Here is a 23,208-nt window from a genome sequence, read left to right as displayed (position 1 = left end):
GGGAGGATTGTCACCCCTCGTGGCTGCGCCCGAAATCCTCGCGGGCATCGTCCTGGCCCTGGTCGATGATCGAGCGGCGAATGGCGCGGGTGCGGCTGAACAGGTCGAACAGCTCGTCGCCCTTGCCCCAGCGGATCGCGCGTTGCAGCTGGCTCAAATCCTCGGAAAAGCGCTGGAGCATCTCCAGCACCGCCTCGCGATTGGTCAGGAACACGTCGCGCCACATGGTCGGGTCGGACGCTGCGATGCGGGTGAAGTCGCGGAAACCACCGGCCGAATATTTGATGACCTCGGACTGGGTCACTTCCTCCAGGTCGCTGGCGGTGCCGACGATCGTATAGGCGATCAGGTGCGGCAAATGGCTGGTGACGGCGAGCACCCGGTCGTGATGGTCGGGGGCCATCAGCTCGACATCGGCGCCCAGCCGCCGCCAGAATTCCGCGACTCGCTCGACGCTGAGTGCGTCCGCACCCTCGGGGGGCGTGACGATGCACCAGCGCTTCTGGAACAGCGTGGCGAAGCCCGCCTCCGGCCCGCTGCGCTCGGTGCCCGCGACCGGGTGGGCGGGGATGATCGTCGCGCCGGGCAGTGCCTCGGTCAGCGCGGCCAGGACCGAGCCCTTGCAGCTGCCTACGTCGGACACGATCGCGTCTTCGGGCAAGTCGTCGACAAACTCGGCGGCGACCGCGCCCATCGCACCGACCGGCACGCACAGGATGACCAGATCGGCGTCGATCACACTCGCACCCGCCGTGTCGGCGACGTCATCGGCCAGATCGAGCGCGCGCACCGTCTCGCGCACCTGCGCGTCGGCGTCATAGGCAGTGATCCGCGCGGTCGGCATCGCCTTGCGCGTCGCCCGCGCGACCGAGGAGCCGATCAGCCCCAGCCCGATGATGGTGATCCGCGCGAAGGGCAGCATCAGGCCCCCTTCGCCTCCGACTCGACCATCTCGCGCAGCGCGGCGACGACGCCCTTCACCTCATCCTCGGTGCCGATGGTGATGCGCAGGCCATGGCCCAGCCCCTGGCTGGGCAGCCAGCGGACGATGTACCCGGCGTCCATCAGCCCGTGATAGGCGCGCTCGGCGGTCAGCCGACCCTCGAACAGCACCAGCGAGAAGTTGGCCTTGGACGGCACGCAGCGCAGGCCCGCATTGCCGAGGCTTGCGATCTGCGCCTCGAACCAGCCGAGCCACTTGGCATTGTGCGCGCGCGATGCCTCGACGAAAGCGCGGTCGCGGATCGCCTCGATCGCGGCGTTCTGGCCCGCGATGGTCACGTTGAACGGCGCGCGGATGCGGTGCAGCGCGTCGATGATCGGCGCGGCGGCATAGCCCCAGCCGATCCGCTCGGCGGCCAGGCCGTGAATCTTGGAGAAGGTGCGCGACACCAGCACGTTGGTCGCGGACTCGGCGAGCGCCAACCCGCCATCATCCTCGCCCACGTCCAGATATTCGGCATAGGCCTGGTCTAGGACCAGCAGGACATGGGGCGGCAACCTGGCGTGCAGCCGCGCGATCTCGCCCGCGCCCGCATAGGTGCCGGTCGGATTGTTGGGGTTGGCGACGAAGACGACCCTGGTCTTGTCCGTCACGGCGGCCAGGATCGCGTCGACATCGGTCGCGTAATCATGATCGGCGACCACCACCGGCTCTGCACCGACACGGCGGGTCGCGATCTCATAGACCGCAAAGCCGTAGCGGACATGGATGATCTCGTCCCCCGGCCCCGCGAACGCACCTGCCGCCAGATGCAGGATCTCGTCCGAGCCGGTGCCATAGATGATCCGCGCCGGGTCCAGCCCATGGACCGCGCCGATCGCCTGGCGCAATTCGGTCGCCCCCGCATCCGGATAGCGTTCCAGCTTCGCGGCGGCGGCGGCGAAGGCGGCGCGCGCCTTTTCGCTGGTGCCCAGCGGATTCTCGTTGGACGAGAGTTTGGCGACCTTGCGCCCGTCATCGGTCGTCGCGCGGCCGGGAACATAAGGCGCGATGGCCTTGACCCAGGAGATCGGTTCGGGGGCGGTAAGCTCGGTCATGGCACCCGCCATAGCGGCCTCGCCCTTGCGTTGCCAAGCATCGCGGCCTAGCGGATAGGGTTCCATGGCCGCTTCCGTTTCCGCTTTCTCTCCCGGCGACGACCGGCGTTTCGGTCTGTCGCGCCATATCGTCCTGCCCGGCCCCCTCCGGCTCGATGGCGGTGCGCTGCTGTCGCCGGTCGAGATCGGCTATGAAACCTATGGCACGCTGAACGCCGATGGCTCCAATGCCATCCTGATCTGCCATGCGCTGACCGGCGATCAGCATGTCGCCTCGCCCCATCCGCGCACCGGCAAGCCCGGCTGGTGGACGCGTCTGGTGGGGGAGGGCAAGCCGATCGATCCGACGCGACATTTCATCATCTGCTCGAACGTCATCGGCAGCTGCATGGGATCGTCCGGCCCCGCGACCATCGACCCCTCGACCGCCGAGCCCTGGGGCATGCGCTTCCCGGTCATCACCATCCGTGACATGGTGCGCGCGCAAGCCATGCTGCTCGACCATCTGGGCGTCGGCCAGTTGAAGGCAGTAGTCGGCGGATCGATGGGGGGGATGCAGGCGCTGAGCTGGGCCGCGACCTTCCCCGAGCGGGTGCGCGCCTGCGTCATGGTCGCCTCGACCGCGCGGCATTCGGCGCAGAATATCGCGTTTCATGAGGTCGGGCGGCAGGCGATCATGGCCGACCCGAAATGGCGCGGCGGCGCCTATTACGAGTCGAACGATCCCCCCGCCGCCGGCCTCGCGGTCGCGCGGATGGCGGCGCACATCACCTATCTGTCCGAGGCTGGCCTCACCGAGAAGTTCGGGCGGCGGCTCCAGGCGCGGCCCGACCGGCCCGATGGCGCCAAGAGCTTCGGCTTCGACGCCGATTTCCAGGTTGAGAGCTATTTGCGGCATCAGGGATTGAGCTTCGTCGACCGGTTCGACGCTAATAGCTACCTCTACATCACCCGCGCGCTCGATTATTTCGACCTCGCCGAGGAACATGGCGGGCTGCTCGCCAATGCGTTCCGGGGCACGAAGACCCGCTTCTGCCTTGTCAGCTTCGACACCGACTGGCTCTACCCGACCTCCGAGTCGCGCGCCGTGGTGCAGGCGCTCAACGCGGCGGGCGCGGCGGCCAGTTTCGTCGAATTGTCCAGCCCGTACGGCCATGACGCCTTCCTGCTCGAGGCGCCCGAGATGAACCGGGTGATCGACGGCTTCCTGCGGGCCGAGCCATGAGCGAACCGCTGCGCCCCGACCTCGCGATCATCGCGCGCCATGTCGCGCGCGGTGCCCGCGTGCTGGATGTCGGATGCGGCGACGGGCAGTTGATGGCGGCGCTGCGCGACGACGCGGGAGTGGATGCGCGCGGGCTGGAGATCGATCCGGCCAATGTCGCCTCGGCGGTGGCGCGCGGGCTGGCGGTGGTGCAGGGCGATGCCGATGTCGATCTGGCGGGCTATCCCGACAAGGGGTTCGACTATGCGATCCTCAGCCAGACGCTCCAGACCGCGCGCGCGCCCGACCAGGTGCTCGACCATCTGCTGCGCATCGGCGGGCGCGCCTTCGTCTCCTTCCCCAATTTCGCGCATTGGCGGGTGCGGCTGTCGCTGCTGTGGGGCGGGCGGATGCCGGTGACGACGCTGTTGCCCGAACAATGGTATGACACGCCCAATATCCACCATGTGACGATCGACGATTTTCGCGCCTTCGTCCGCGAACGACGGATCACTGTCGAGGGAAGTTGGTTCCTGTCGCGCGGCCGCCCGACCAGCGCGGCGGCGGCGAATTTCCGCGCCGAACATGCCGTCTTCCTGTTGCGTCACTAAAATCACGACAGTTCAGGAACTTTATCTGGATCAAGACTGTTGATGCGCAAAGTGACAGGAATCTAACATGAGCAAAACCGCCTTGATCGTGGAGGACGAAATCTTCGTCGCTCTCGATCTGGAGCGCATCCTGACCGACGCGGGCTATCAGGTGGCGGGGATCGCGGCGGACAGCCGCACCGCCTTCGAGGTCGCGCCCGGATGCGCCTTTGCCTTTGTCGACGTCAATCTGCGCGACGGCGCCACCGGGCCCGAGATCGCGCGCCGGATCGCGCAGGAACACGGCGTCAAGATCGTCTTCGTCACTGCCAATCCCGCGCAGATCGCGACCGACATCCAGGCGCTGGGCTATATCCGCAAGCCGTTCAGCGAACAGTCGATCCTGGCGGCGGCGGCGCTGGCGACGGGGAATGGCGCGGTGCAGACCAGCGACGTCATCCCGCTGGGCGCCCACGCCTGAACGTTCGAGCCGGTCGCCGCATCAGCGGCCGATCCCGATCCCGGCCTGCCGACTGAACGACGCCAGCGGCACATCGATCGTCACCCTCAGCCCCTCGGGCCGCCATTCGCGCGCGACCTGACCACCCAGCTGACGCACCGCCGACAGTTCGACCAGTTGCGAACCGAATCCCGCATGGGCCGGTGGCGTCGTGACGGAGGGGCCGCCATGCTCGCACCAATAGAGCCGGACCATATCCTCATGCCGTTCGACGCGTAGATCGACCGCGCCGGTCATCACCGATAGCGCGCCATATTTGGCGGCATTGGTCGCCAGTTCGTGGAACAGCAGCGCCAGCGGCGTCGCCGATCGATCGTCGACACGCACATCGTCACCCGAGAGATGGACGCGCGGCGCTTCGTCCTGGCGATAGGCGTCGAAGAGATCGCCGAGCAGCCCGTGCAGGCTGTCCTGTCGCGCCTTTGGGCGAGACTGCGGGCTGTGCGGACGGACGAAGTCGTGCGCGCGGCCCAGCGCCATGATCCGGTCGCGCAGGTCGCTGGCGATACCGGCAAAGGCGGGATTGTTGCGCGCGGCAAAGGCGATCAGGCCGGAGATCACCGCGAAGATGTTCTTGATCCGGTGGCTCAGCTCCTGACTGACAATTTCACGCTCTTCCAGCGCCAGCTTCTGCTCGTGGATGTCGGTACAGGTGCCGAACCAGCGCGTGATCCGCCCCTCGTCGTCGCGGATCGGCAGCGCACGGCCCAGGACCCAGCGATACAGGCCGTCACGATGCCGCAGCCGGTACTCGATCTGATAGGGATCGCCGGTGGACAGGCTGTGCCGCCAGGATGCCCAGGCGCGGGCCTGATCGTCCGGGTGGAACATGCCGTTCCACGCCTCACCATCGGTCGACCCCTCGGGCATGCCGGTGAAATCATACCAGCGCGCATTGTAATAATCGTGGAAGCCATCGGGCAGCGTCGACCACACCATTTGCGGCATGGTGTCGGCCAGCGTGCGGAAACGCTGTTCGCTGTCGGCGATGCGGGCGTCGGATGCCGCGACGGTCTGGCGATGCTCCAGCCGGGCGCGGCGATCCTGCAGCCGGCCCATGACCGCCGTCGCCAGCACGGCCAGCCCGCGCCGTTGAAAATCGGTTAGCCCCTCGCGGCGCGGCGTGCCCGAAATGACGCAGATCGCGCCGAGCGGCACACCCTCGCGCGAGAGCAGTCGGGCGCCGGCATAGAAGCGGATATGCGGCGGCCCGACGACCAGCGACATCTGGGCGAAGCGCGGGTCGTCGCGCGCATCGGGCACGACCATGACCGCCTCGTCGCCCAGCATGGCATGCGCGCAGAAGGAGGTGTCGCGGTGGGTGTCGGGCTGATCGAAGCCGATCGCCGCCAGGAAACGCTGTCGCGCTTCCTCGACCAGGCTGACCAGCGCGACCTCGGTCTGGCAGAGTTCGGCCGCAAAGCCCGCCAGATCGTCCAGCCCGCCGGCCTGATGATAGCCGGCCAGGTCATAGGACTGGATGACGTCGGCACGCTCTGCCTCGGACACCGCCAAGGGGCAAGGACGAGTCCCATCTGCCTGGCCGGTCGCCATCCTGTCCTGCGCCTCCGTAATCAGCATCCGCGTATCGTGGCCGTTATCCGCGTCCGATCAGAACGGCACGTCGTCGTCCAGATCGTCGGCGAACCCGCCGCCCTGTCCGAACCCGCCACGGTTGCCGCCGTTCCCGGCGCCACCGCTCTGGCCACCCGCGGCGCCACGATTGCCGCCGCCATAGCCGCCACCCGACGAACCGCCGCCATAACCGCTCGACCCGCCACCGAAGTCGCCGCCGCCGAAATCATCGCCGCCGCCAAAGTCGCCACCGCCGCGCGAACCGCCGCCGCCCTGGCCGCCGCCGGGGCCATCGAGCATGGTCAGCACCGAGTTGAAGCCCTGCAGCGTCACCTCGGTCGAATAGCGGTCGTTACCCTGCTGGTCCTGCCACTTGCGGGTGGTCAGCGCGCCTTCGATGTATACCTTGGAGCCCTTGCGCAGGAAACGCTCGGCGACATTGGCCAGGCCTTCGTTGAAGATCTTGACCGTGTGCCACTCGGTCTTTTCCTTGCGCTCGCCGCTGTTGCGGTCCTTCCACGATTCGGAGGTCGCGATGCGCAGCTCGACGACCTTGCCGCCATTCTGGAAGGAGCGGCTCTCGGGATCGCGTCCCAGATTGCCGACGAGGATCACCTTGTTGACGCTGCCCGCCATATATCAGTCCCGTTTGATGTCAGAGGCCAGCGAAAACCGCCAACCAGTACGTGATCCCTGCCATGACATAGGCGGTCACGAAAAGGTACCCCACCATGAAGGCCGGCCATTTCCAGCCGTTCGTCTCCCTGCGCGTCACCGCGATCGTCGAGATGCATTGCGGCGCGAAGACGAACCACATCAGAAAGGCCAGCGCGGTGGGCAGCGACCAGTTGCGCTTCAGATTGTCGGTGATCGCCTTCTGCCCGCCCTGGTCCTCGGTATCGTCGATGGCATAGACGGTGCCGATCGCCGCCACCGCCACCTCACGCGCGGCCATCGCCGGGACCAGCGCCAGCGCGATGTCGCGGTTGAAGCCGATCGGGCGCACCGCGACCTCGATGCCGTTCGCGATGCGGCCCGCGATCGAATAGTCGACCGGCGAGATACCCGACCCTTCCGGCGGCTTGGGGAAGGACAGCAGCGCCCACAGGATGACGGTGGTCAGCGCGATGGTGGTGCCGGCGCGCTTCAGGAAGATCAGCGCACGGCTCCACAGCCCGATCAGCACGTCGCGCATATGCGGCCACTGATATTTGGGCATCTCCATCATGAAGCCCGACGACGCGCCCTTGGTGACGGTCCGGCGGAGCAGCAGCGCAGCGACGAACGCGCCGACGATGCCCATCAGATAGAGGCCCAGCAGCACCAGCCCCTGCAAGCCGACAAAGGGCAGCACCTGACGATCGGGAATGAAGGCGCCGATGATGATGGTATAGACGGGCAGCCGTGCCGAGCAGGTCATCAGCGGCGCGATCAGGATCGTGGTCAGCCGGTCCTTCTCGTCATCGATCGTGCGCGTCGCCATGATGCCGGGCACCGCGCAGGCGAAGGAGGAGAGCAGCGGGATGAAGGCACGCCCTGACAGCCCGACCTGCGCCATCAGCCGGTCCATCAGGAAGGCGGCACGGACCATATAGCCGGTCGCCTCCAGCACCAGGATGAACAGGAACAGGATCAGGATCTGCGGCAGGAAGACGATGACCGCGCCGACACCGGCGATCAGGCCGTCGGTGATGAGACTCCGGACCCAGCCCTCGGGCAGCAGCGCGCCGACCTGTGCCTCCGCCCAAACGAAACCCTGCTCGATCCAGCCGATCGGCGCCTCGGACCAGGCGAAGACCGCCTGGAACATGATGAAGAGCAGGCCGACCAGCAGGATCGGTCCGGCAATGGGGTGCAGCGCGACCGAGTCGAGCATGTGCGTCCAGCGGCGCGTCGGCGTCTCGGCCACGGTCGCGGCGGCGGCCAGCTGGCGCGCGCGGCGTTGCAGCGTGACGATGTCGTCGATCCGGTCGGCGGCGGTGACCGGCTGCACGCGCCCTTCGGTCACCAGCCGGTCGATCTCGGCCTTCAGGGTATCCAGCCCCCGGCGGCGCACCGCGACGGTGGGGATCACGGTCACGCCCAGCTCGCGGGCGAGAATGTCGGCGTCGAGCGTCAGCCCGTCACGCTCGGCCAGATCGACCATGTTGAGCGCGACGACGACCGGCAGGCCGAGCGCGATGAGTTGCAGCGCGAAACGCAGGTGGTTGTCGAGATTGGCGGCGTCGACCACGACGACCAGCGCATCGGGGCGGCGCTCGCCCGCCTGCGACCCCATCACGACGTTGCGCGTGACCTGTTCGTCCAGGCTGCCGGGATCGAGGCTATAGGCGCCGGGCAGGTCGACCAGCTCGACCGGGCGGCCATCGTCGAGCACGAGTCGGCCCGAATGACGCTCGACCGTGACGCCGGGATAATTGCCGACCTTCTGCCGCGCGCCGGTGAGCGCGTTGAACAGGGCGCTTTTGCCGGCATTGGGATTGCCGACGAGCGCGACCAGCGGTGCGGCGTTCATTATGTCTGGCTGGGCCTCAAGCGCCCGTCGCGACGCGGATGGAGGCGGCGACCCGGCGACGCAGCGCCACGGTCATGCGGCCGATCCGGCAGGCGATGGGACCGCCACCCAAGGTCGCGCGGTGCAGCACCTCGATGCCGACGCCTTCGTCGAAACCCAGTTCGCGCAGACGCCGCGCCTCGGGGATCGCCAGCTGAGCCCAGTCGATCGCGGCCACGGTCGCCGGTTGCCGGCGGGGAAGGGTTTCGAGACTGCTCAACATCGCCATGCGGTGTACATAACCCCCGTGCGACTGATTATCAATTACCCGTTGATGAAATGGGTGTCGGGTTTGGGGGTGGGGTTGGGTTCGGGGCGTGCACTTCGACTTCGCTCAGTGCGAACGGAGGACGGTATTCAGAACCATTCCCTGCTCCGTTCTGCCATTCCTACGCTCCGTTCAGCCTGAGCGAAGTCGAAGGCCAAGGGAATTCCTCACCCCAATGGAGTCTCTCACCCCGCGTCCCCCTCAAACCGCCGGATACCGCAACCGCCCGATAAACCGCGACAGGCTGGGCATATTCTCGCCGCGCTTGACCATGCCGGCCTTCCACTTCTCGAACCGCATGATCCCCTCGATCCGGCGGGCAAGGAAGGCACGCGTATCCGCATGGCCTTCGCTGTCGTCGTTCAGGAAGGCGGCGATCGTCGCGGCATAGACGGCGAACAGCGTCGCGCGCTTGGTGTAATGATTATAGTCGGTCGCGGTGTCGCCCGCCTGCGCCCAGATCGCATCGACCGTCCGCCAGCCGAGTCGCGCGCCCGTAGCGGCGTTCTGCGGCATCGCCAGGATGGTCAGCGCACGGCGCAGCGCCTCGCGATTCGGCGCGGCGGCGTCCAGCCGTGCCTCGACCAGCGCGGTGATGCGCTGGCGGATTTTCATCGCGGCGGCCTGTTCGACCGGCACCGCCGCGACCATCGCCCCGTCGATATGCGCGAACCAGGCGTCGATCATCGCGACCGGCCCGTCCTTGAAGGCGAGGCGGGCGATGTCGCGGTCGACGCCCGCCGCATCCGCCGCCATGTCGCGCGCATCGTCGCCCCAGCCATCGAAGGCGGCGTTGGACGCGATTCCGTCCGCCAGCAGCGCGCGCACCTCGTCGAGAGTCAGGTCCTGAACATCGGTCATGGCAGCCTCGGTCATATGCGTCTCTCGTCGTCCATGTCGGCGGGCTTGGCAACAGTCTTACCGGGCGTCTTGCCCGATCCGCGCCGTACCAGCACCAGCGCCACGGCGACCATTGCCACGCCGATCAGGTCGGGCAGGGCCAGCGTCTCGCCATAGACCAGCCAGCCGATCGCCGTCGCCACCATCGGCTGGACCAGCAGGGCGAGGCCGACGACCAGCGGGCTGAGCAGCCCCAGCGCGTAGATCATCAACCCCTGACCGATGATCTGGCTCCCCAGCGCGAGCAGGATCAGCGCGCTCCAATGCTCGGGCCAGACCCGCTCGCCCAATAGCGTGGCGAAGACGAACAGCGGCACGATGCTGGCCACGGTCGACCAGGCGAGCGCCGGGACCGGGGGCATGAGGCTGCGCACCCGCGACATCAGGATGAAATAGACCGCATAGAGCAGCCCGGCGAGCACGCACAGCAGATCGCCGACCAGATGGCGTGGATCGACCTGATAGCTGCGTCCCATGAGCAGCCCCGCACCCACCGCCGCCAGCAGCAGCGCGATGCCTTGCGTCCGCGAGGGCCAGGCGCGCGCGACCAGGAAGCCGTAGAGCGGGAAGATGAAGGTCGCCGAATTGCCGAACAGCGTGGCATTGGCCATCGTCGTCTGGCGGATGCCGATATGCCAGGTGCCCAGATCGCCGGCAAAGGCGATGCCGCTGATCAGCAGGACCGACCACAGCATCGCCTGCCCCTTGCCCGGCATGCGCGGGCGGGCGGGCGAGAGGAACGCGACGATCGCCAGCACGGGCGCGGCCAGCGTGATCCGCCAAAAGGCCGAGGCCACCGGCCCCGTATCGGCCATGCGCACCAGAAGCGGACCGAAGGCGAGCGCGACATTGGCCAGGATCACGGCGGCGAAGGCGAGCGGCGGCGGCGCGGCGGGTGGCGTCACGATGGTGCCGTCCCGGTCCGAAAGACGTTCGCTTTCAGCGTGTTCACTTTTTCTTGGGGGGCGGGACACGGGCATAGGGTCCCTTAACGCCCTATCTGCGTTGCGTCAGGCCGGAAAGGCCGCAAAAGGATTGCAATTCCATGCCAACGCTGTTCGATCCCATCGATCTCGGGGCGATCCACGCCCCCAACCGTATCCTGATGGCGCCGCTCACGCGCGCCCGTGCCACCCGTGAGGCGGTGCCGACCCCGATCATGGCGGAATATTATGCCCAGCGCGCCGGTGCGGGCCTGATCATCTCCGAAGCCACCGGCATCAGCCGCGAAGGTCTGGGCTGGCCCTATGCGCCCGGCCTGTGGACCGATGAGCAGGTCGCGGCCTGGAAGCCGGTGACCGACGCCGTGCACAAGGCGGGTGGACGCATCGTCGCGCAGCTCTGGCATATGGGCCGTCAGGTCCACAGTTCGGTGACGGGGATGCAGCCGGTATCCTCCTCGGCCACCCGTACCGAGGGGCAGGCGCACACCTTCGAGGGCAAGCAGGATTTCGAAACCGCGCGCCCGCTCGAACTGTCCGAAATCCCGCGTCTGCTCGACGACTATGAACGCGCGACGCGCAACGCGCTGGCCGCCGGGTTCGACGGGGTGCAGATTCATGCCGCCAACGGCTATCTGATCGACGAATTCCTGCGCGATGGGGCCAACCACCGCGAGGACGAATATGGCGGTTCGCCGGAAAACCGCATCCGCCTGCTGCGCGAGATCGCCGAGCGGGTGATCTCGGTCGCCGGCAAGGAGCGTGTCGGCGTCCGCCTCTCGCCCAACGGCGCCAGCCAGGGCGTGGACGACAGCGATCCCGCCTCGGTCTTCGTGCCCGCCGCCCGGATGCTGTCGGATTTGGGCATCGCCTTCCTCGAACTGCGCGAAATCGGCCCGGACGGCACCTATGGCCGCACCGACGTGCCCAAGCTGTCGCCGCAGATTCGCGAGGTCTTCCAGGGCCCGCTGATCCTGAACAGCGATTTCGACAGCCGCGCCAAGGCGCAGGCCGCACTCGATTCGGGTGTGGCGGACGGCATCGCCTTCGGCCGCACCTTCCTGGCGAACCCCGACCTGCCCGAGCGCCTGCGCATCGACGCGCCGCTGAACCAGAGCGACATGGCGACCTGGTATAGCCAGGGTCCCGAGGGCTATATCGACTATCCGACGCTCGACGAACAATCGCGCGCGGCGTGATGGAAGGGGGGCGGGTGCTGCGGCAGCCGCCCCTTTTTCTTTCCTCCCCTTGCAGGGGAGGTGGCAGGCCGAAGGCCTGACGGAGGGGTGTCCCGCTATCGAGAGGGGTTACACCCCTCCACCAGCTTCGCTGGTCCCCCTCCCCTTACAGGGGAGGATTTCGAGCTGTATCAGCCCCGCCGCGCGATACCCTGCGCGATGATCGTCGCTTCCGCCTCGGCCAGCACCGCGCCGGCATTGCCGGGTGCCATCACCGCGCGTTCGGCGGCGCGGATGCGGACCAGCGCGCGGGCCAGCATGGCGGGCGTCCAGCGGCGCAGCGCGCGCGCCGTCTTCGCCTCGTCGCGGAAGAAGACGCGGTGGCGCTTCATCACCGCCTCGACCGGTTCGCCCTTGTCGATATCGGCGCGCATCTCGGCCAGCGTGACCAGCCGCCGCGCCAGTGCGCGCAGCCAGGGGATGGGCGATGCCCCGCCTTCGTCCAGCAAGGCCAACTCGCCGCCCAGATCGCCGACGCGGCCCTCGACCACCGCCTCGACCGCGTCGCCCATCTCCGCCTCGCCCAGATCGGCGCCGATCGCGTCCATCGCGGCGTGATCGACCTCGCGCGGGCGGTCGGTATCGGCGTCGAGATAGAGCGCCAGCTTCTCCAGTTCGCGGGTGATGACCGCACGGTCCGCGCCCGCCGCCTCGACCAGCCGGGCGGGCACGCCGGCGGCCAGCCGCAATCCCATCTCGCCCGCCATGGTCACGGCCAGCCGTTCGGCATCGGCGGCGGTCGGCGCATAGCAGCCGAACGCCATCGCCCGCGGCGAATCGAGCGCGAGCTTGACGATCTTGGCGGTGGTCTTGACCATGGGGGCGATGGCGACGACCGGATTGCCCGCCGATTCCGCCTCCAACAGCGCGGTGAACGCCGCCAGTCCTTCCTCGCCGACGCTGGCGATGCGGATGAAGCGCGGGCCGCCGAACAGCGACAGCGCCGCCGCCTCGTCGGTCAGCCGTGCAGGGTCGCTCTTCAGCGTCGCCGAGTCGAGGTCGATCCGCTCCGCCTCGCGCCCCATCGCCTGGGCGAGCAGCCGCGCCAGTTCGTTCGCACCGGCCTCATCGGGACCGTGCAGCAGATAGAGCCGGACATCGGCCGACGGGCGGCTTAGCGCCTGACGGATTTGCCCGGCATTGGCTTTCATGGGCGGGCGACCGGCGCCTCGCCGGCGGGACGCGCCCGGGCATAGGTCGCCAGCCGCGCGACGATCTCATCCGCGACGATCACCGCCAGCCGTTCGAGCGCGGTGTTCTCCGCCGCGATGGTGGCATATTCCGAGCGGACGACGTCGATGCCGGCATCCGACCCGGCGGTCGAATCGACCAGCACCGCGTTGCTGGTCTGGTCGATCAACTGATAGCGCGCGCGCAGCACCCGGCGCTCACGCGTGACCGAGTCGTCGCGCCGCACGCCCAGGCCCTTGATCTGGTCGTCGAGCTTGACGTCCAGCCGGTAACGTGCGCTCCCGCCCTGGCCATTGCCCAGCCGATCGCGCAGCGCATTGGCCATCAGCCAGCCCGCCTTGCCCTGAATGGGGGCGACCTCGACCCCCGACAAGGCGGTCGCCACCGCGCCCTGGCTGCCCCCGGCATAAAGCGGGTGCAGGCCGCAGCCCGACAGAGCGAGCGTCAGCCCAAGGGCGGCGGTGAGCAGGATGGGCGCGCGCATCATGCGACGATGTTTACCAGACGATCGGGCACCACGATCACCTTTTTCGGGGTGGCGCCGTCGAGCGCGCGGACGATCTTGTCCGACGCCAGCGCGGTCGCCTCCAATTGATCCTTAGGCAGTCCCTTGGCGACGGTCAGCGTGTCGCGCAGCTTGCCATTGACCTGCACCGCGACGGTTACCTCGTCCTCGACCAGCAGGCTTTCGTCGACCGCCGGCCAGGCGGCGTCGGCGATCAGGCCATCCTGACCCATCCCGGCCCAGGCTTCCTCGGCCAGATGCGGGACCATCGGTGCGACCAGCAGCATGGTGGTACGGATCGCCGCGTTGCGCGACGCCGAAGGCTTGGCCTTCTCGATCGCGTTGACCAGCTCGTACAGCTTGGCGACCGCCTTGTTGAAGGCCAGCGCCTCGATATCCGCCGCGACGCCCGCGATGGTCTGGTGCAGCTTGCGGGACAGCGCCTTGTCCTCGCCCTCGGCCGCTTCCGAACCATCGAACAGACGCCACAAGCGCTGGACGAAGCGCCACGACCCCTCGATGCCCGATTCGGACCAGGGCAGGTCGCGCTCGGGCGGGCTGTCGGACAGCATGAACCAGCGTACCGCGTCCGCGCCGTACTGATCCACGATGGGCTCGGGATCGACGGTGTTCTTCTTGGACTTGGACATCTTCTCGACGCGGCCGACGGTGATCGGCTGTCCGGTCGCGATCTCGATGCCGTCGCGGATTTCACCCGGCGCGAGCCAGCGGCCGTCCGAGGACTTGTAGCTCTCGTGCGTCACCATCCCTTGCGTGAAGAGCCCTGCAAAGGGCTCCGCCACGTCGATCAGGCCGATATGCTTGAGCGCGCGGGTCCAGAAGCGGGCATAGAGCAGATGCAGGATCGCATGCTCGACGCCGCCGATATACTGGCCGACCGGCAGCCACTTCTTGACCACCTCGGGATCGAACGGGCGATCCTTGGGCTGGCTGGCGAAGCGGATGAAATACCAGGACGAATCGACGAAGGTGTCGAGCGTGTCGGTCTCGCGCCGGGCGGGCTTGCCGCAGGCCGGGCAATCCACGTGCTTCCACGTCGCATGACGGTCGAGCGGATTACCGGGGACGTCGAAGGTCACGTCCTCGGGCAAGGTGACCGGCAGCTGGTCCTTGGGCACCGGCACCGCGCCGCAATCCTCGCAATGGATGATCGGGATCGGCGTGCCCCAATAGCGCTGGCGGCTGACGCCCCAGTCGCGCAGGCGGTACACGGTCTGGCCCTGGCCCCAGCCTTCGCCCTCGGCCCGCGCGATGACGGCGGCCTTGGCAGCCTCGACATCCAGCCCATCGAGCGGGCCCGAGTTCACCAGCTGTCCGCTACCGGTATAGGCGGTGTCGCCCTCGAACACCGGCGCGGTCACATCGCCATCGGCGACGACGCGGGTGACGGACAGGCCGTATTTGCGCGCGAAATCCAGGTCGCGCTGGTCATGCGCGGGCACGCCCATCACCGCGCCCGTGCCATAGTCCATCAGCACGAAGTTCGCGATATAGACGGGCAGCGTGATCGCTGCGTCCATCGGATGCTGCATCCGATAGCCGGTGTCGAAGCCCAGCTTTTCCTGTGTCTCCAGCTCGGCCGCTGTGGTGCCGCCCGCCTTGCACCGCTCGATGAACGCGGCGGCATCGGCGTTGGTCTCGGCCAGTTCGCGCGCGATCGGATGATCCGCCGCGATCGCGACGAAGCTGGCGCCGAAGATCGTGTCGGGACGGGTCGAATAGACCTCGATCGGCGTCGCGAAGGGCGCGACGGGTGCAAAGCGGAACTGGAGGCCCTTGCTGCGGCCGATCCAGTTTTCCTGCATCAGCTTCACCTTTTCGGGCCAATGCTCGAGCGTCGTCAGCCCCTCCAGCAGCTCGTCGGCAAAGTCGGTGATCTTCAGGAACCACTGGTTCAGCTTGCGCTTCTCGACCAGCGCACCCGAGCGCCAGCCGCGCCCGTCGATCACCTGCTCGTTGGCCAGCACGGTCATGTCGACCGGGTCCCAGTTGACCGCCGATTCCTTGCGGTACACCAGCCCGCCCGCATACAGGTCGAGGAACAGCGCCTGCTCATGCCCGTAATAATCGGGCTCGCAGGTCGCGATCTCGCGCGTCCAGTCGAGCGCGAAGCCCAGCCGCTTCAGCTGCGCCTTCATCGTCGCGATATTGTCGCGGGTCCAGCCGCCCGGATGGACGCCCTTTTCCATCGCGGCATTCTCGGCGGGCATGCCGAACGCGTCCCAGCCCATCGGGTGGAGCACCTCATGCCCGATCATCCGCCGATAGCGCGCCAGCACGTCGCCCATCGTATAGTTGCGGACATGCCCCATATGGATGCGCCCCGACGGATAGGGGAACATCTCGAGGACATAGGAACGCGGCTTGGAGCTGTGATCGTCGGCGGCGAAGGTGCGCCGCTCTTCCCAGATCCGCTGCCAGGTCGAATCCGATTTCAGGGCGTTGAAACGCGAGGCCATTCTTCTCGTCTTTTACTTCGTGATCGAGGCACGGCGCAGGTCGCGCGCCTTGGTGAGGATGATGTCTTCCAGCTTCTGCGTGGTCGCGGCCTGGACGGGGGCGGCGACCCACTGGCCACCGCGATTGACCTCGCGCAGCGCGGTCACGCGCAGCGCGTCGGCGCGCAGATCCTGATCGAGGATGGTGACGGTCACCTTCATCCGCTCGGTCGGAACCTGCGGGTTGATGTACCAATCGGTTACGATCACGCCGCCGTTCGAATCGGTCTCGGTCAGCGGCATGAAGCTGAGCGTGTCGAGGCTGGCGCGCCACAGATAGGAGTTCACGCCGATCGTCGTCACCTTCGACGCGGCCAGATCGGCCTGCGGGCGGTCCTTCTTGCCGGCACAGGCGCCGAGCGACAGGGCGGCGATAACCGCGAACGCGGTGGCGGAACGGCGAAGCATCGGCATTATCCTGACTGCGAATAAGGACTGGGAATAAGGGTTGCCTATCGCTCTACAGGGGCCCCGCCACCCCGGCAAGCGCGCGTGCGATGAGGGCGATTCTGTGGATACCGGGCAACAGTCGGACAAGATTCGCGATCGGGCGCGTAACAATGGGATCACTCCGACATGATTCCATGTTAGGACCGATCTCCAGAGGGATTGTCATCTAAAGGGGTGGATCGTGTCGTTCGGGCGTGTGGTGATCGGACTTGCTATCGGGGCGCTGGCCGCCACGACGGCGATGGTCGCGCCCGCCATCGGTGCGGTCGATCAGGGCACGCGCGTGCCGAAGCGGACGCTGAGCCTGCGCGGCACCGGGGGCTTCACGCCGGCATCGGCCGATCCCCGCCTCGCCGCCATCTTCGCGCGCGGCGGCCTCGACGCCGGCGACCTGCGCTTTACGCCTGCCGAAAGCCAGCGTGGCACCAGCCGCCCGGTCACCGTCGCGGTGCGCGCCCGGACCAGCCGTACCAATGACGAGCGGATCGCCGCCAATGTCGCGCCGACGGTCGGCCTGGCGCCGATCTCGTACAATCTGGGCGTCGCGGTCGGCTGGAAGCGGCTGGCGGTGTCCAGCGACATCGCGCGCATCGACCTGGCCGGCATGCCGGGCAGCCGCGAGACCGCCGATGTCGCGGTCAGCTATACCGCCAATCGCTTCACGGGTCGCGTGAAGGCCTCGACCGATCGCCCGATCGAGGGCGTGGCCAAGCTGATCGACACGCCGTCCAGCTATTCGCTCGACATGGGCGGCTCCTATGCGCTGACCCGCAATCTCGATGTGACGGCGGGCGTCCGCTATCGCTCGGACCGCGAGCGCCTGGCCCGCCTGGACGACGATCGCCGCAACAGCCAGGCGGTGTATCTGGGAACCGCCTTCCGGTTCTGACCCTCGTGTAATGCGGTTTTGCGGGTGTGACGCTCCGTCGGAGCGTCGCTGCTTTGTGCCTTGCGCGTCTTCTGCATGATCGCCGGGGGCAACAAGACGCTCGTCCATGAGCGGATGATTGCCGGCGTTTGGTTTGCGTCTTCAAAATAAGATTGTTCGCGCAGAGGCGCAGAGGACGCGGAGGGGTCTCGCGCGGGGCAACGGCTTGCCTTCCCATCGGGCATGGTAAGTGCGCGGACATTTGATCTAGGGCCTGTGGGGATTCACAAATCGTGATGGATGTGATTCACACTACGGATGGATCGGGACATACTGACGGACGCTCAATGGGCGAAGATCGAGCCGCATTGTTTAGGCAAGCGGACTGACCCTGGCCGAAGCGGCCGAGACAATCGGTTATTTGTGGAGGCGGTGTTGTGGATCGCGCGCACGGGCAGCCCGTGGCGTGATCTGCCGGAGCGGTTCGGCAACTGGAGTACGGCCTTCCGGCGCTTTCGCGACTGGCGCAAAGCCGATGTCTTCAAACGGATATTTGATGAACTGTCGGACGAGCCGGACCTCAAATATGCCATGGTCGATGCGACGATCGTCAAGGTCCACCGCCACGGCCAGGGCGCAAAAGGGGGACTCAGAGCCAGGCCATTGGACGCTCCAAAGGCGGCATGACGACCAAGATCCTCGCGCTGACTGATGCGCTGGGCAACCTCGTGCGCTTCCACCTGATGCCGGGACACCGCTTCGACACCGTCGGCGTTCCGCCGTTGATCGACGGGATCGCGTTCGATGGCCTGATCGCGGACAAGGCATTCGACAGCAACGCGATCATCGCCGACCTCGACGAGCGTGGAGCGGCGGTGATTATCTCGCGGCACCCACGGCGCATCGGCGCGCGCAAAATCGACCCCGCCATCTATGCGTGGCGGCACCTGATTGAGAACTTCTTTTGCAAGCTCAAAGAGTTCAAACGCATCGCCATGCGTGCCTGCAAAACCGATCGCAGCTTCGAGGCTATGATCTACCTCGCCGCCGCCATCATCAATTCACGATGAATCCCCACACGCCCTAGTCCCGCACCCTCTGCGTCCTCCGCGCCTCTGCGCGAACAAAATCCATTTGCGCCGAGGGTTGGCCATCAACGTGGTACGACTCGCATTGGCATGGCGGGCCCAGCCACTTCGCTTCCATTGGCACGTCGAAATCTCGCCGGTGATCGGATGCGATCCTTCGCGCTCGATCCAAGCAGTTCGGAAGACGTTGTTGTTCGCGCGGAGGCGCGGAGAACGCGGAAGGTGCTGGGCCAGATCGAATGTCTGTCCTCTTTCCACGCCTGTGGTGAGGATCTGACGTTGCCCAACGCCGGACACCTCCGCGTATTCGCGTCTCCGCGCGAACACATTCATTCGCGCAACGAGACTGCCGGCAAAGAGAGCGCAGTTCGCTTCTGAATGACTCAGCCCGCACCGCCCCAGGCATCGATCGCGGCCCAGCCTTCGAATCGCCCCCGCAGGCGACGAAAGCGCTGCGTGTTCATGCCGCCCAGCGCGATCAGGGGCAGGCCCAGCCTACGCCCGATCCGTGCCGCGCGCGCCGGGCCGATGCCAGGCGCGTCCGGATGCGACCGGGTGGCGAAAAGCGGCGAGACGAACAGCAGATCGGCCCCGGCCTGCCACCCCGCAACCGCTTCCGCCCGGTCATGCGCGGGCCAGCTGCGCAATCCCTTGCCTCTGCCCGACTTGTGCACGCCGTCGCCGGGCAGACCGCCGCCGGCCACCAGCAGCACCAGCCGCCGCGCCCGCGCGATCCGCCAGACCCTTCGGTGGATCGCCCGGCGCGCGGCCGGGGGCGTCGCGTGGTGACGGAACACGACCCCCGACCCCGGCGGCAACCGTCGCAGCGCGGTCCATAGCCCGTCGCCCAGCCGCTCATCGGTCATCAGCCATGTCACGGGGTATCGGTCGGCCATGCCAGCGACTATAGCGCCGGGCATGACCGACGACAGCGTTTCCCGCCTTGCCACCGTCTCCGCCGAGCTTCAGCGTGCCGCCAAGCTTGGGGACCATGCGACCCCGACCCTGATCGCGGTGTCGAAGACGCATGATGCCGACACGATCCATCCGCTGCTGGAGGCCGGCCACCGCGTGTTCGGTGAGAACCGCGTGCAGGAGGCCGCCGCCAAATGGCCCGCGCTGCGCGACGGCTATGACGGCGTCGAACTCCATCTGATCGGGCAGTTGCAGTCGAACAAGGCGGCCGACGCGGTGGCGCTGTTCGACGTGATCCACACCGTCGACCGCCCCTCGCTGATCACCGCGCTGGCCGAGGCGATGGACAAGAGCGGACGGCGGCCCGATTGCTTCCTCCAGGTCAATATCGGCGAGGAGGAGCAGAAGGGCGGCTGCGCCATCGCCGAGGCGCCCGTCATGCTGGAACAGGCGTGCGCCGCCGGTCTGCCGATCGTGGGGCTGATGGCGATCCCGCCGCACGGGGTCGACGCCGCGCCCTATTTCGCGCTGCTCGCCAAGATGGCGCGCGAGTTGGGCGTGGAAAAGCTCAGCATGGGCATGTCCGAGGATTACGAGGTCGCCGCGATGCTGGGCGCCAGCCATGTCCGCATCGGCAGCGCGCTGTTCGGGGCACGCGGATGACCCGCTTCGCCGCGCTGCTGTTCGATTTCGACGGCGTCCTGATCGACAGCGAATATGAGGGCAATCGCCATCTCGCCGAATGGCTGACCGCCAATGGCCATCCGCATACGCCGGAAGAGGCGATGCATCATTATATGGGGCTGGCGGGCAAGGACTTCATCGCGACGATCGAGGGGCGGATCGGCCATGTGCTCCCGGAGTCCTTCTACGAGGCGCGGCGAGTCGAGGATGTCCGCGCGATGGACGAGGGCGTGATGGCGATCGCCGGCGCGATCGACTTCGTCCGGTCGCTGCCCGCCGACTTTCCCAAGGCGGTGGTGTCGTCCAGCCCGACGGTGTGGATCGACCGCCATTTGCGCCATCTCGGCCTGCGCGAGGCGTTCGGCGAACATATCTATAGCGGCCGCGAGCATGTGACGCGCGGCAAGCCGGCGCCCGACCTGTATCTGTACGCCGCCGACCGGCTGGGCGTGGCCATCGCGGATTGTGCGATCCTGGAGGACTCTCCCGTCGGTGCGACCGGCGCGGTGGCGAGCGGGGGTTATGTCATCGGCATGTGCATGGGCACGCATTGCGCGGTCGGGCACGACCAGCGGCTGCGCGACATCGGCGTGTCGGCCATCGCGCAGGATTATGCGGACGTACGGCGCGCATTGGGGGTCTAGAGCGAGATGACGTCGTACTGAATGAACGCGAGCCCCTCCCCTTCAGGGGAGGGGTTGGGGTGGGGCGTCACCGCAAACTGTTGGCCCGTGGAAGCGCCCCACCCCCTGCCCCTCCCCTGAAGGGGAGGGGTGAGTTCATCTCACGTCATCCCGCTATAACGCTCCGCCACCGTTGAGCTTGAGCGACGTCGAAGGCCAAGGGACTGACCTTTGTGGCCAAGCGTGGAACGTGCACTTCGACTTCGCTCAGTGCGAACGGAGGGTGGGGCTTGGACGTGCGGGCTCGGGAAGCGCGGCGTGCATGGGATGATATGAGAGATTGAGCCTCCCTCGCCCCATCCCCAACCGCCGTTCCCGCTGAGCGAAGTCGAAGCGCACGCCCGGCGATTTCCCGATTCCCTTGGCCTTCGACTTCGCTCAGGCGGAACCGATGTTCGAGGTGGTTCCCCTACAACTGGTGCCCGGTCCGGTCCCGCTTCGTCGCCAGATAGCGTTCGTTATGCGGATTGGGCGGCAGACTGTGCGCCACCCGCTCGACCACGCGCACGCCCGCCGCGTTCAGCCCGGCCACCTTGGCGGGGTTGTTGGTCAGCAGCCGCACCTTGTCCTGTCCCAGCAGCGTCAGCATCCGCGCCGCCACGCCGAAGTCGCGCGCGTCGATGGCGAAGCCCAGCCGGGTGTTGGCGTCGACCGTATCGAAGCCCTGATCCTGCAACTGATAAGCGCGCAGCTTGTTGACCAGCCCGATCCCGCGTCCTTCCTGGCGCAGGTACAGCAATATGCCCCAGCCCGAGTCGGCGATGGCATGGATCGCGGCATGGAGCTGCGGCCCGCAATCGCATTTCAGGCTGCCGAGCACGTCGCCGGTCAGGCATTCGCTGTGCAGCCGCACCAGCGGCGGCTGGCCATTCGGCTGGCCGATCAGCAGCGCGACATGCTCGCCCGCCGCATGGGGCGAGCGGAAGGCGACGATCTCGGCATCCTCCGCCCCCGCCACGGGCAGGCGCGCGCGGGTGGCGATGGCCAGCGCCTCGGCATTTTCATGCGCGACGATGTCGGCGACCGTCAGCGACGCCTCCACGCCCGTTCCGCCGACGAAGAAGGCCGGCAGCAGCCCCGCGATCCGCGCGAACCGGATCGCCGCCGCCGCGACCGCCGGATCGGGCAGGGGAAGCGCGCGATAGGGGCCTTTGAGCGGTGTTGCGAGGTCGAATTGCGGATCGGCGAGCGCGGTCGCGGCCGGAAAGTCGATCCAGGGCGCGCGTTCGACCAGCACGGCGGCATCCGGGTCGGCGGCCTCCATCTGGTTGGTCAGCTTCAACGTCGCGGCGCGGCCCGCCGAGATCAGGACCGGCGCCTGCCGCTCGGGATCGAAACCGGCCAGACGCATCGGATCGGCCGTCTCGACCGCCAGCAACGCGACGCCGTCGATCGCGATCGGCCACCCCCGACGCAGCGCGTCGATGGCGCGCGCCGCCGCCCGCGCATCAGGTACCTTCGGATCGGCGCTCAAAAATCGAATTCCGTCATGATCGGGATATGGTCGGAGGGCTTGAGCCAGCTGCGGCACCCCTCGAACACGCGGTGGCCGGTCGCCTTGTCCGCCACGTCACGCGTCGCCCACATATGGTCGAGCCGCCGCCCGCGATCCGACGCCGCCCAATCCTTCGCGCGGTAGCTCCACCAGGTATAGAGCCGCTCGGGCGCGGGGATGAAGTGGCGGCCGAGGTCGACCCAGTCGTTCGAGGCCTGCAGCCTGGCCAGCGTCTCGACCTCGATCGGCGTATGGCTGACCACGTCGAGCAACTGCTTGTGGCTCCACACGTCCGACTCGAGCGGGGCGATGTTGAAGTCGCCGGTCAGGATGGTCGGGCAGTCGAGCCGGCCCGACCAGTCGATCATGCGGCCGAGGAAATCGAGCTTCTGGCCGAATTTCGGATTCACCTCGCGGTCGGGCACGTCGCCGCCCGCCGGGATATAGACATTCTCCAGCCGCACGCCGTTCGGCAGGCGCACGCCGACATGCCGCGCCTCGGCATTGGCCTGCCAGTCGAGGCGGTCATCCTCGACGATCGGCACGCGGCTGGCGATCGCGACGCCGTGGTGCATGCGCTGGCCGTGGATGACGATGTGGTCGTAGCCGAGCGACCGGAATAGCTCGAAGGGGAAGTCGTCATCGACGACCTTCGTCTCCTGAAGACACAGGATGTCGGGCGCAGCCTCGGTCAGAAACTGTTCGACGATGGCGGCGCGGAACCGCACCGAATTGATGTTCCAGGAGGCGATTTTCACGCGACGCGATGTAGCGGGGGGCAGGGGGTGAGACAAGGTTACCGCCACCCTCATTCCTCCCCTGCAAGGGGAGGGGGACCATGCGCAGCATGGTGGAGGGGTGTCCCCAGTCGTTAGAGAAGGCTGCTCATCCCGCGGGGACACCCCTCCGTCAGGGCTTCGCCCTGCCACCTCCCCTTGCAGGGGAGGAATAGATGTACATACGGAAAGGCCCTCGCTCCG

At 67.3% G+C, this 23,208-nt stretch carries 23 protein-coding genes; 8 read left to right on the top strand and 15 right to left on the bottom strand.

All coding sequences use genetic code 11. The features are described 5' to 3' along the window. Nucleotides 1-10: 10 nt before the first annotated feature. Entirely contained in the window at nt 11-922 is a 912-nt protein-coding gene (locus ACQHGV_RS15160; RefSeq protein ID WP_440978808.1) for a prephenate/arogenate dehydrogenase family protein, read from the bottom strand. Beyond that, nucleotides 922-2,040: a histidinol-phosphate transaminase gene (gene hisC, locus ACQHGV_RS15155; RefSeq protein ID WP_440978807.1), complete on the bottom strand. Its 1,119-nt coding sequence runs from the start codon at nt 2,038-2,040 to the stop codon at nt 922-924. The genes ACQHGV_RS15160 and hisC overlap by 1 nt, the downstream gene beginning before the upstream one ends. A gap of 64 nt (nt 2,041-2,104) precedes the next feature. Here hisC and metX point away from each other — a divergent pair, with 64 nt between their 5' ends. The 3 genes from metX to ACQHGV_RS15140 all read left to right on the top strand — a co-directional run bounded on the left by metX (nt 2,105) and on the right by ACQHGV_RS15140 (nt 4,315). Then, nucleotides 2,105-3,265 carry a homoserine O-acetyltransferase MetX gene (gene metX / locus ACQHGV_RS15150; RefSeq protein WP_440978806.1) on the top strand — a complete coding sequence of 387 codons (1,161 nt, stop codon included), beginning with the start codon at nt 2,105-2,107 and terminating at the stop codon, nt 3,263-3,265. After that, on the top strand, nt 3,262-3,855 hold the full coding sequence (metW, locus tag ACQHGV_RS15145) for a methionine biosynthesis protein MetW (RefSeq protein ID WP_440978805.1): 594 nt from the start codon (nt 3,262-3,264) through the stop codon (nt 3,853-3,855). The genes metX and metW overlap by 4 nt, the downstream gene beginning before the upstream one ends. A 67-nt stretch (nt 3,856-3,922) precedes the next feature. Continuing rightward, nucleotides 3,923-4,315 (top strand): response regulator, encoded by a 393-nt coding sequence (locus ACQHGV_RS15140; RefSeq protein WP_183952618.1) that lies wholly within the window; start codon nt 3,923-3,925, stop codon nt 4,313-4,315. A 21-nt stretch (nt 4,316-4,336) separates the two neighbouring features. Here ACQHGV_RS15140 and ACQHGV_RS15135 read toward each other — a convergent pair whose 3' ends face one another. The 6 genes from ACQHGV_RS15135 to ACQHGV_RS15110 form a co-directional block, all read right to left on the bottom strand. Then, complete coding sequence (locus ACQHGV_RS15135) at nt 4,337-5,908, bottom strand: sensor histidine kinase (protein ID WP_440980220.1); 1,572 nt, start codon at nt 5,906-5,908, stop codon at nt 4,337-4,339. Between the two features lie 57 nt (nt 5,909-5,965). Further along, nucleotides 5,966-6,565 (bottom strand): single-stranded DNA-binding protein, encoded by a 600-nt coding sequence (gene ssb, locus ACQHGV_RS15130; protein WP_183952620.1) that lies wholly within the window; start codon nt 6,563-6,565, stop codon nt 5,966-5,968. A gap of 19 nt (nt 6,566-6,584) precedes the next feature. Then, nucleotides 6,585-8,444 carry a ferrous iron transporter B gene (gene feoB / locus ACQHGV_RS15125; RefSeq protein WP_440978804.1) on the bottom strand — a complete coding sequence of 620 codons (1,860 nt, stop codon included), beginning with the start codon at nt 8,442-8,444 and terminating at the stop codon, nt 6,585-6,587. A 16-nt stretch (nt 8,445-8,460) separates the two neighbouring features. After that, on the bottom strand, nt 8,461-8,712 hold the full coding sequence (locus ACQHGV_RS15120; RefSeq protein WP_440978803.1) for a FeoA family protein: 252 nt from the start codon (nt 8,710-8,712) through the stop codon (nt 8,461-8,463). 240 nt (nt 8,713-8,952) lie between these two features. Further along, nucleotides 8,953-9,627 carry a COQ9 family protein gene (locus tag ACQHGV_RS15115; protein WP_440978802.1) on the bottom strand — a complete coding sequence of 225 codons (675 nt, stop codon included), beginning with the start codon at nt 9,625-9,627 and terminating at the stop codon, nt 8,953-8,955. Beyond that, nucleotides 9,624-10,631: a DMT family transporter gene (locus ACQHGV_RS15110; RefSeq protein WP_440978801.1), complete on the bottom strand. Its 1,008-nt coding sequence runs from the start codon at nt 10,629-10,631 to the stop codon at nt 9,624-9,626. Before ACQHGV_RS15110 ends, ACQHGV_RS15115 begins: the two co-directional genes overlap by 4 nt. Before the next feature lie 65 nt (nt 10,632-10,696). On the opposite strand from ACQHGV_RS15110, the gene ACQHGV_RS15105 reads away from it, so the two are divergent. Beyond that, nucleotides 10,697-11,791: an alkene reductase gene (locus ACQHGV_RS15105; RefSeq protein WP_183952624.1), complete on the top strand. Its 1,095-nt coding sequence runs from the start codon at nt 10,697-10,699 to the stop codon at nt 11,789-11,791. Between the two features lie 170 nt (nt 11,792-11,961). On the opposite strand, the gene holA is transcribed toward ACQHGV_RS15105, so the two are convergent. The 4 genes from holA to ACQHGV_RS15085 are packed head-to-tail and all read right to left on the bottom strand — an operon-like array spanning nt 11,962 to nt 16,453. Next, complete coding sequence (gene holA, locus ACQHGV_RS15100; protein WP_440978800.1) at nt 11,962-12,981, bottom strand: DNA polymerase III subunit delta; 1,020 nt, start codon at nt 12,979-12,981, stop codon at nt 11,962-11,964. Beyond that, nucleotides 12,978-13,508, bottom strand: coding sequence for an LPS assembly lipoprotein LptE (gene lptE, locus ACQHGV_RS15095; RefSeq protein WP_440978799.1), 531 nt, complete (start codon nt 13,506-13,508; stop codon nt 12,978-12,980). Before lptE ends, holA begins: the two co-directional genes overlap by 4 nt. After that, nucleotides 13,505-16,006 carry a leucine--tRNA ligase gene (leuS, locus tag ACQHGV_RS15090; RefSeq protein WP_440978798.1) on the bottom strand — a complete coding sequence of 834 codons (2,502 nt, stop codon included), beginning with the start codon at nt 16,004-16,006 and terminating at the stop codon, nt 13,505-13,507. Before leuS ends, lptE begins: the two co-directional genes overlap by 4 nt. A 12-nt stretch (nt 16,007-16,018) precedes the next feature. After that, entirely contained in the window at nt 16,019-16,453 is a 435-nt protein-coding gene (locus tag ACQHGV_RS15085; protein ID WP_183952628.1) for a DUF3576 domain-containing protein, read from the bottom strand. A gap of 223 nt (nt 16,454-16,676) precedes the next feature. Between ACQHGV_RS15085 and ACQHGV_RS15080 the strand changes: the two genes are divergently transcribed. Beyond that, a complete protein-coding gene (locus ACQHGV_RS15080) occupies nt 16,677-17,384 on the top strand; it encodes a hypothetical protein (protein ID WP_338110547.1) in 708 nt (235 codons plus the stop codon). 297 nt (nt 17,385-17,681) lie between these two features. After that, nucleotides 17,682-18,433 (top strand): IS5 family transposase gene (locus ACQHGV_RS15075; protein WP_440978797.1). Its coding sequence is split into 2 segments (ribosomal slippage): nt 17,682-18,012 and nt 18,012-18,433, totalling 753 coding nucleotides; the frame shifts between segments, so codons are not numbered across the junction. A 401-nt stretch (nt 18,434-18,834) separates the two neighbouring features. On the opposite strand, the gene ACQHGV_RS15070 is transcribed toward ACQHGV_RS15075, so the two are convergent. After that, nucleotides 18,835-19,347, bottom strand: coding sequence for a thiamine phosphate synthase (locus ACQHGV_RS15070; RefSeq protein ID WP_440978796.1), 513 nt, complete (start codon nt 19,345-19,347; stop codon nt 18,835-18,837). Nucleotides 19,348-19,369: 22 nt separating this feature from the next. Here ACQHGV_RS15070 and ACQHGV_RS15065 point away from each other — a divergent pair, with 22 nt between their 5' ends. Further along, nucleotides 19,370-20,029: a YggS family pyridoxal phosphate-dependent enzyme gene (locus tag ACQHGV_RS15065; RefSeq protein WP_440978795.1), complete on the top strand. Its 660-nt coding sequence runs from the start codon at nt 19,370-19,372 to the stop codon at nt 20,027-20,029. Further along, entirely contained in the window at nt 20,026-20,694 is a 669-nt protein-coding gene (locus ACQHGV_RS15060; RefSeq protein WP_440978794.1) for an HAD family hydrolase, read from the top strand. The genes ACQHGV_RS15065 and ACQHGV_RS15060 overlap by 4 nt, the downstream gene beginning before the upstream one ends. A gap of 448 nt (nt 20,695-21,142) precedes the next feature. Here the strand turns inward: ACQHGV_RS15060 and ribA are convergent, their stop codons facing one another. Next, on the bottom strand, nt 21,143-22,207 hold the full coding sequence (gene ribA, locus ACQHGV_RS15055; RefSeq protein WP_440978793.1) for a GTP cyclohydrolase II: 1,065 nt from the start codon (nt 22,205-22,207) through the stop codon (nt 21,143-21,145). After that, nucleotides 22,204-23,040, bottom strand: coding sequence for an exodeoxyribonuclease III (locus tag ACQHGV_RS15050; protein WP_440978792.1), 837 nt, complete (start codon nt 23,038-23,040; stop codon nt 22,204-22,206). Before ACQHGV_RS15050 ends, ribA begins: the two co-directional genes overlap by 4 nt. Between the last annotated feature and the right edge of the window lie 168 nt (nt 23,041-23,208).

It is taken from the genome of Sphingomonas pseudosanguinis (genome assembly GCF_052056765.1).
In the GTDB taxonomy this organism is placed as follows: Bacteria; Pseudomonadota; Alphaproteobacteria; order Sphingomonadales; family Sphingomonadaceae; genus Sphingomonas; species Sphingomonas pseudosanguinis.
This window is presented reverse-complemented; position numbering and strand designations above follow the sequence as displayed.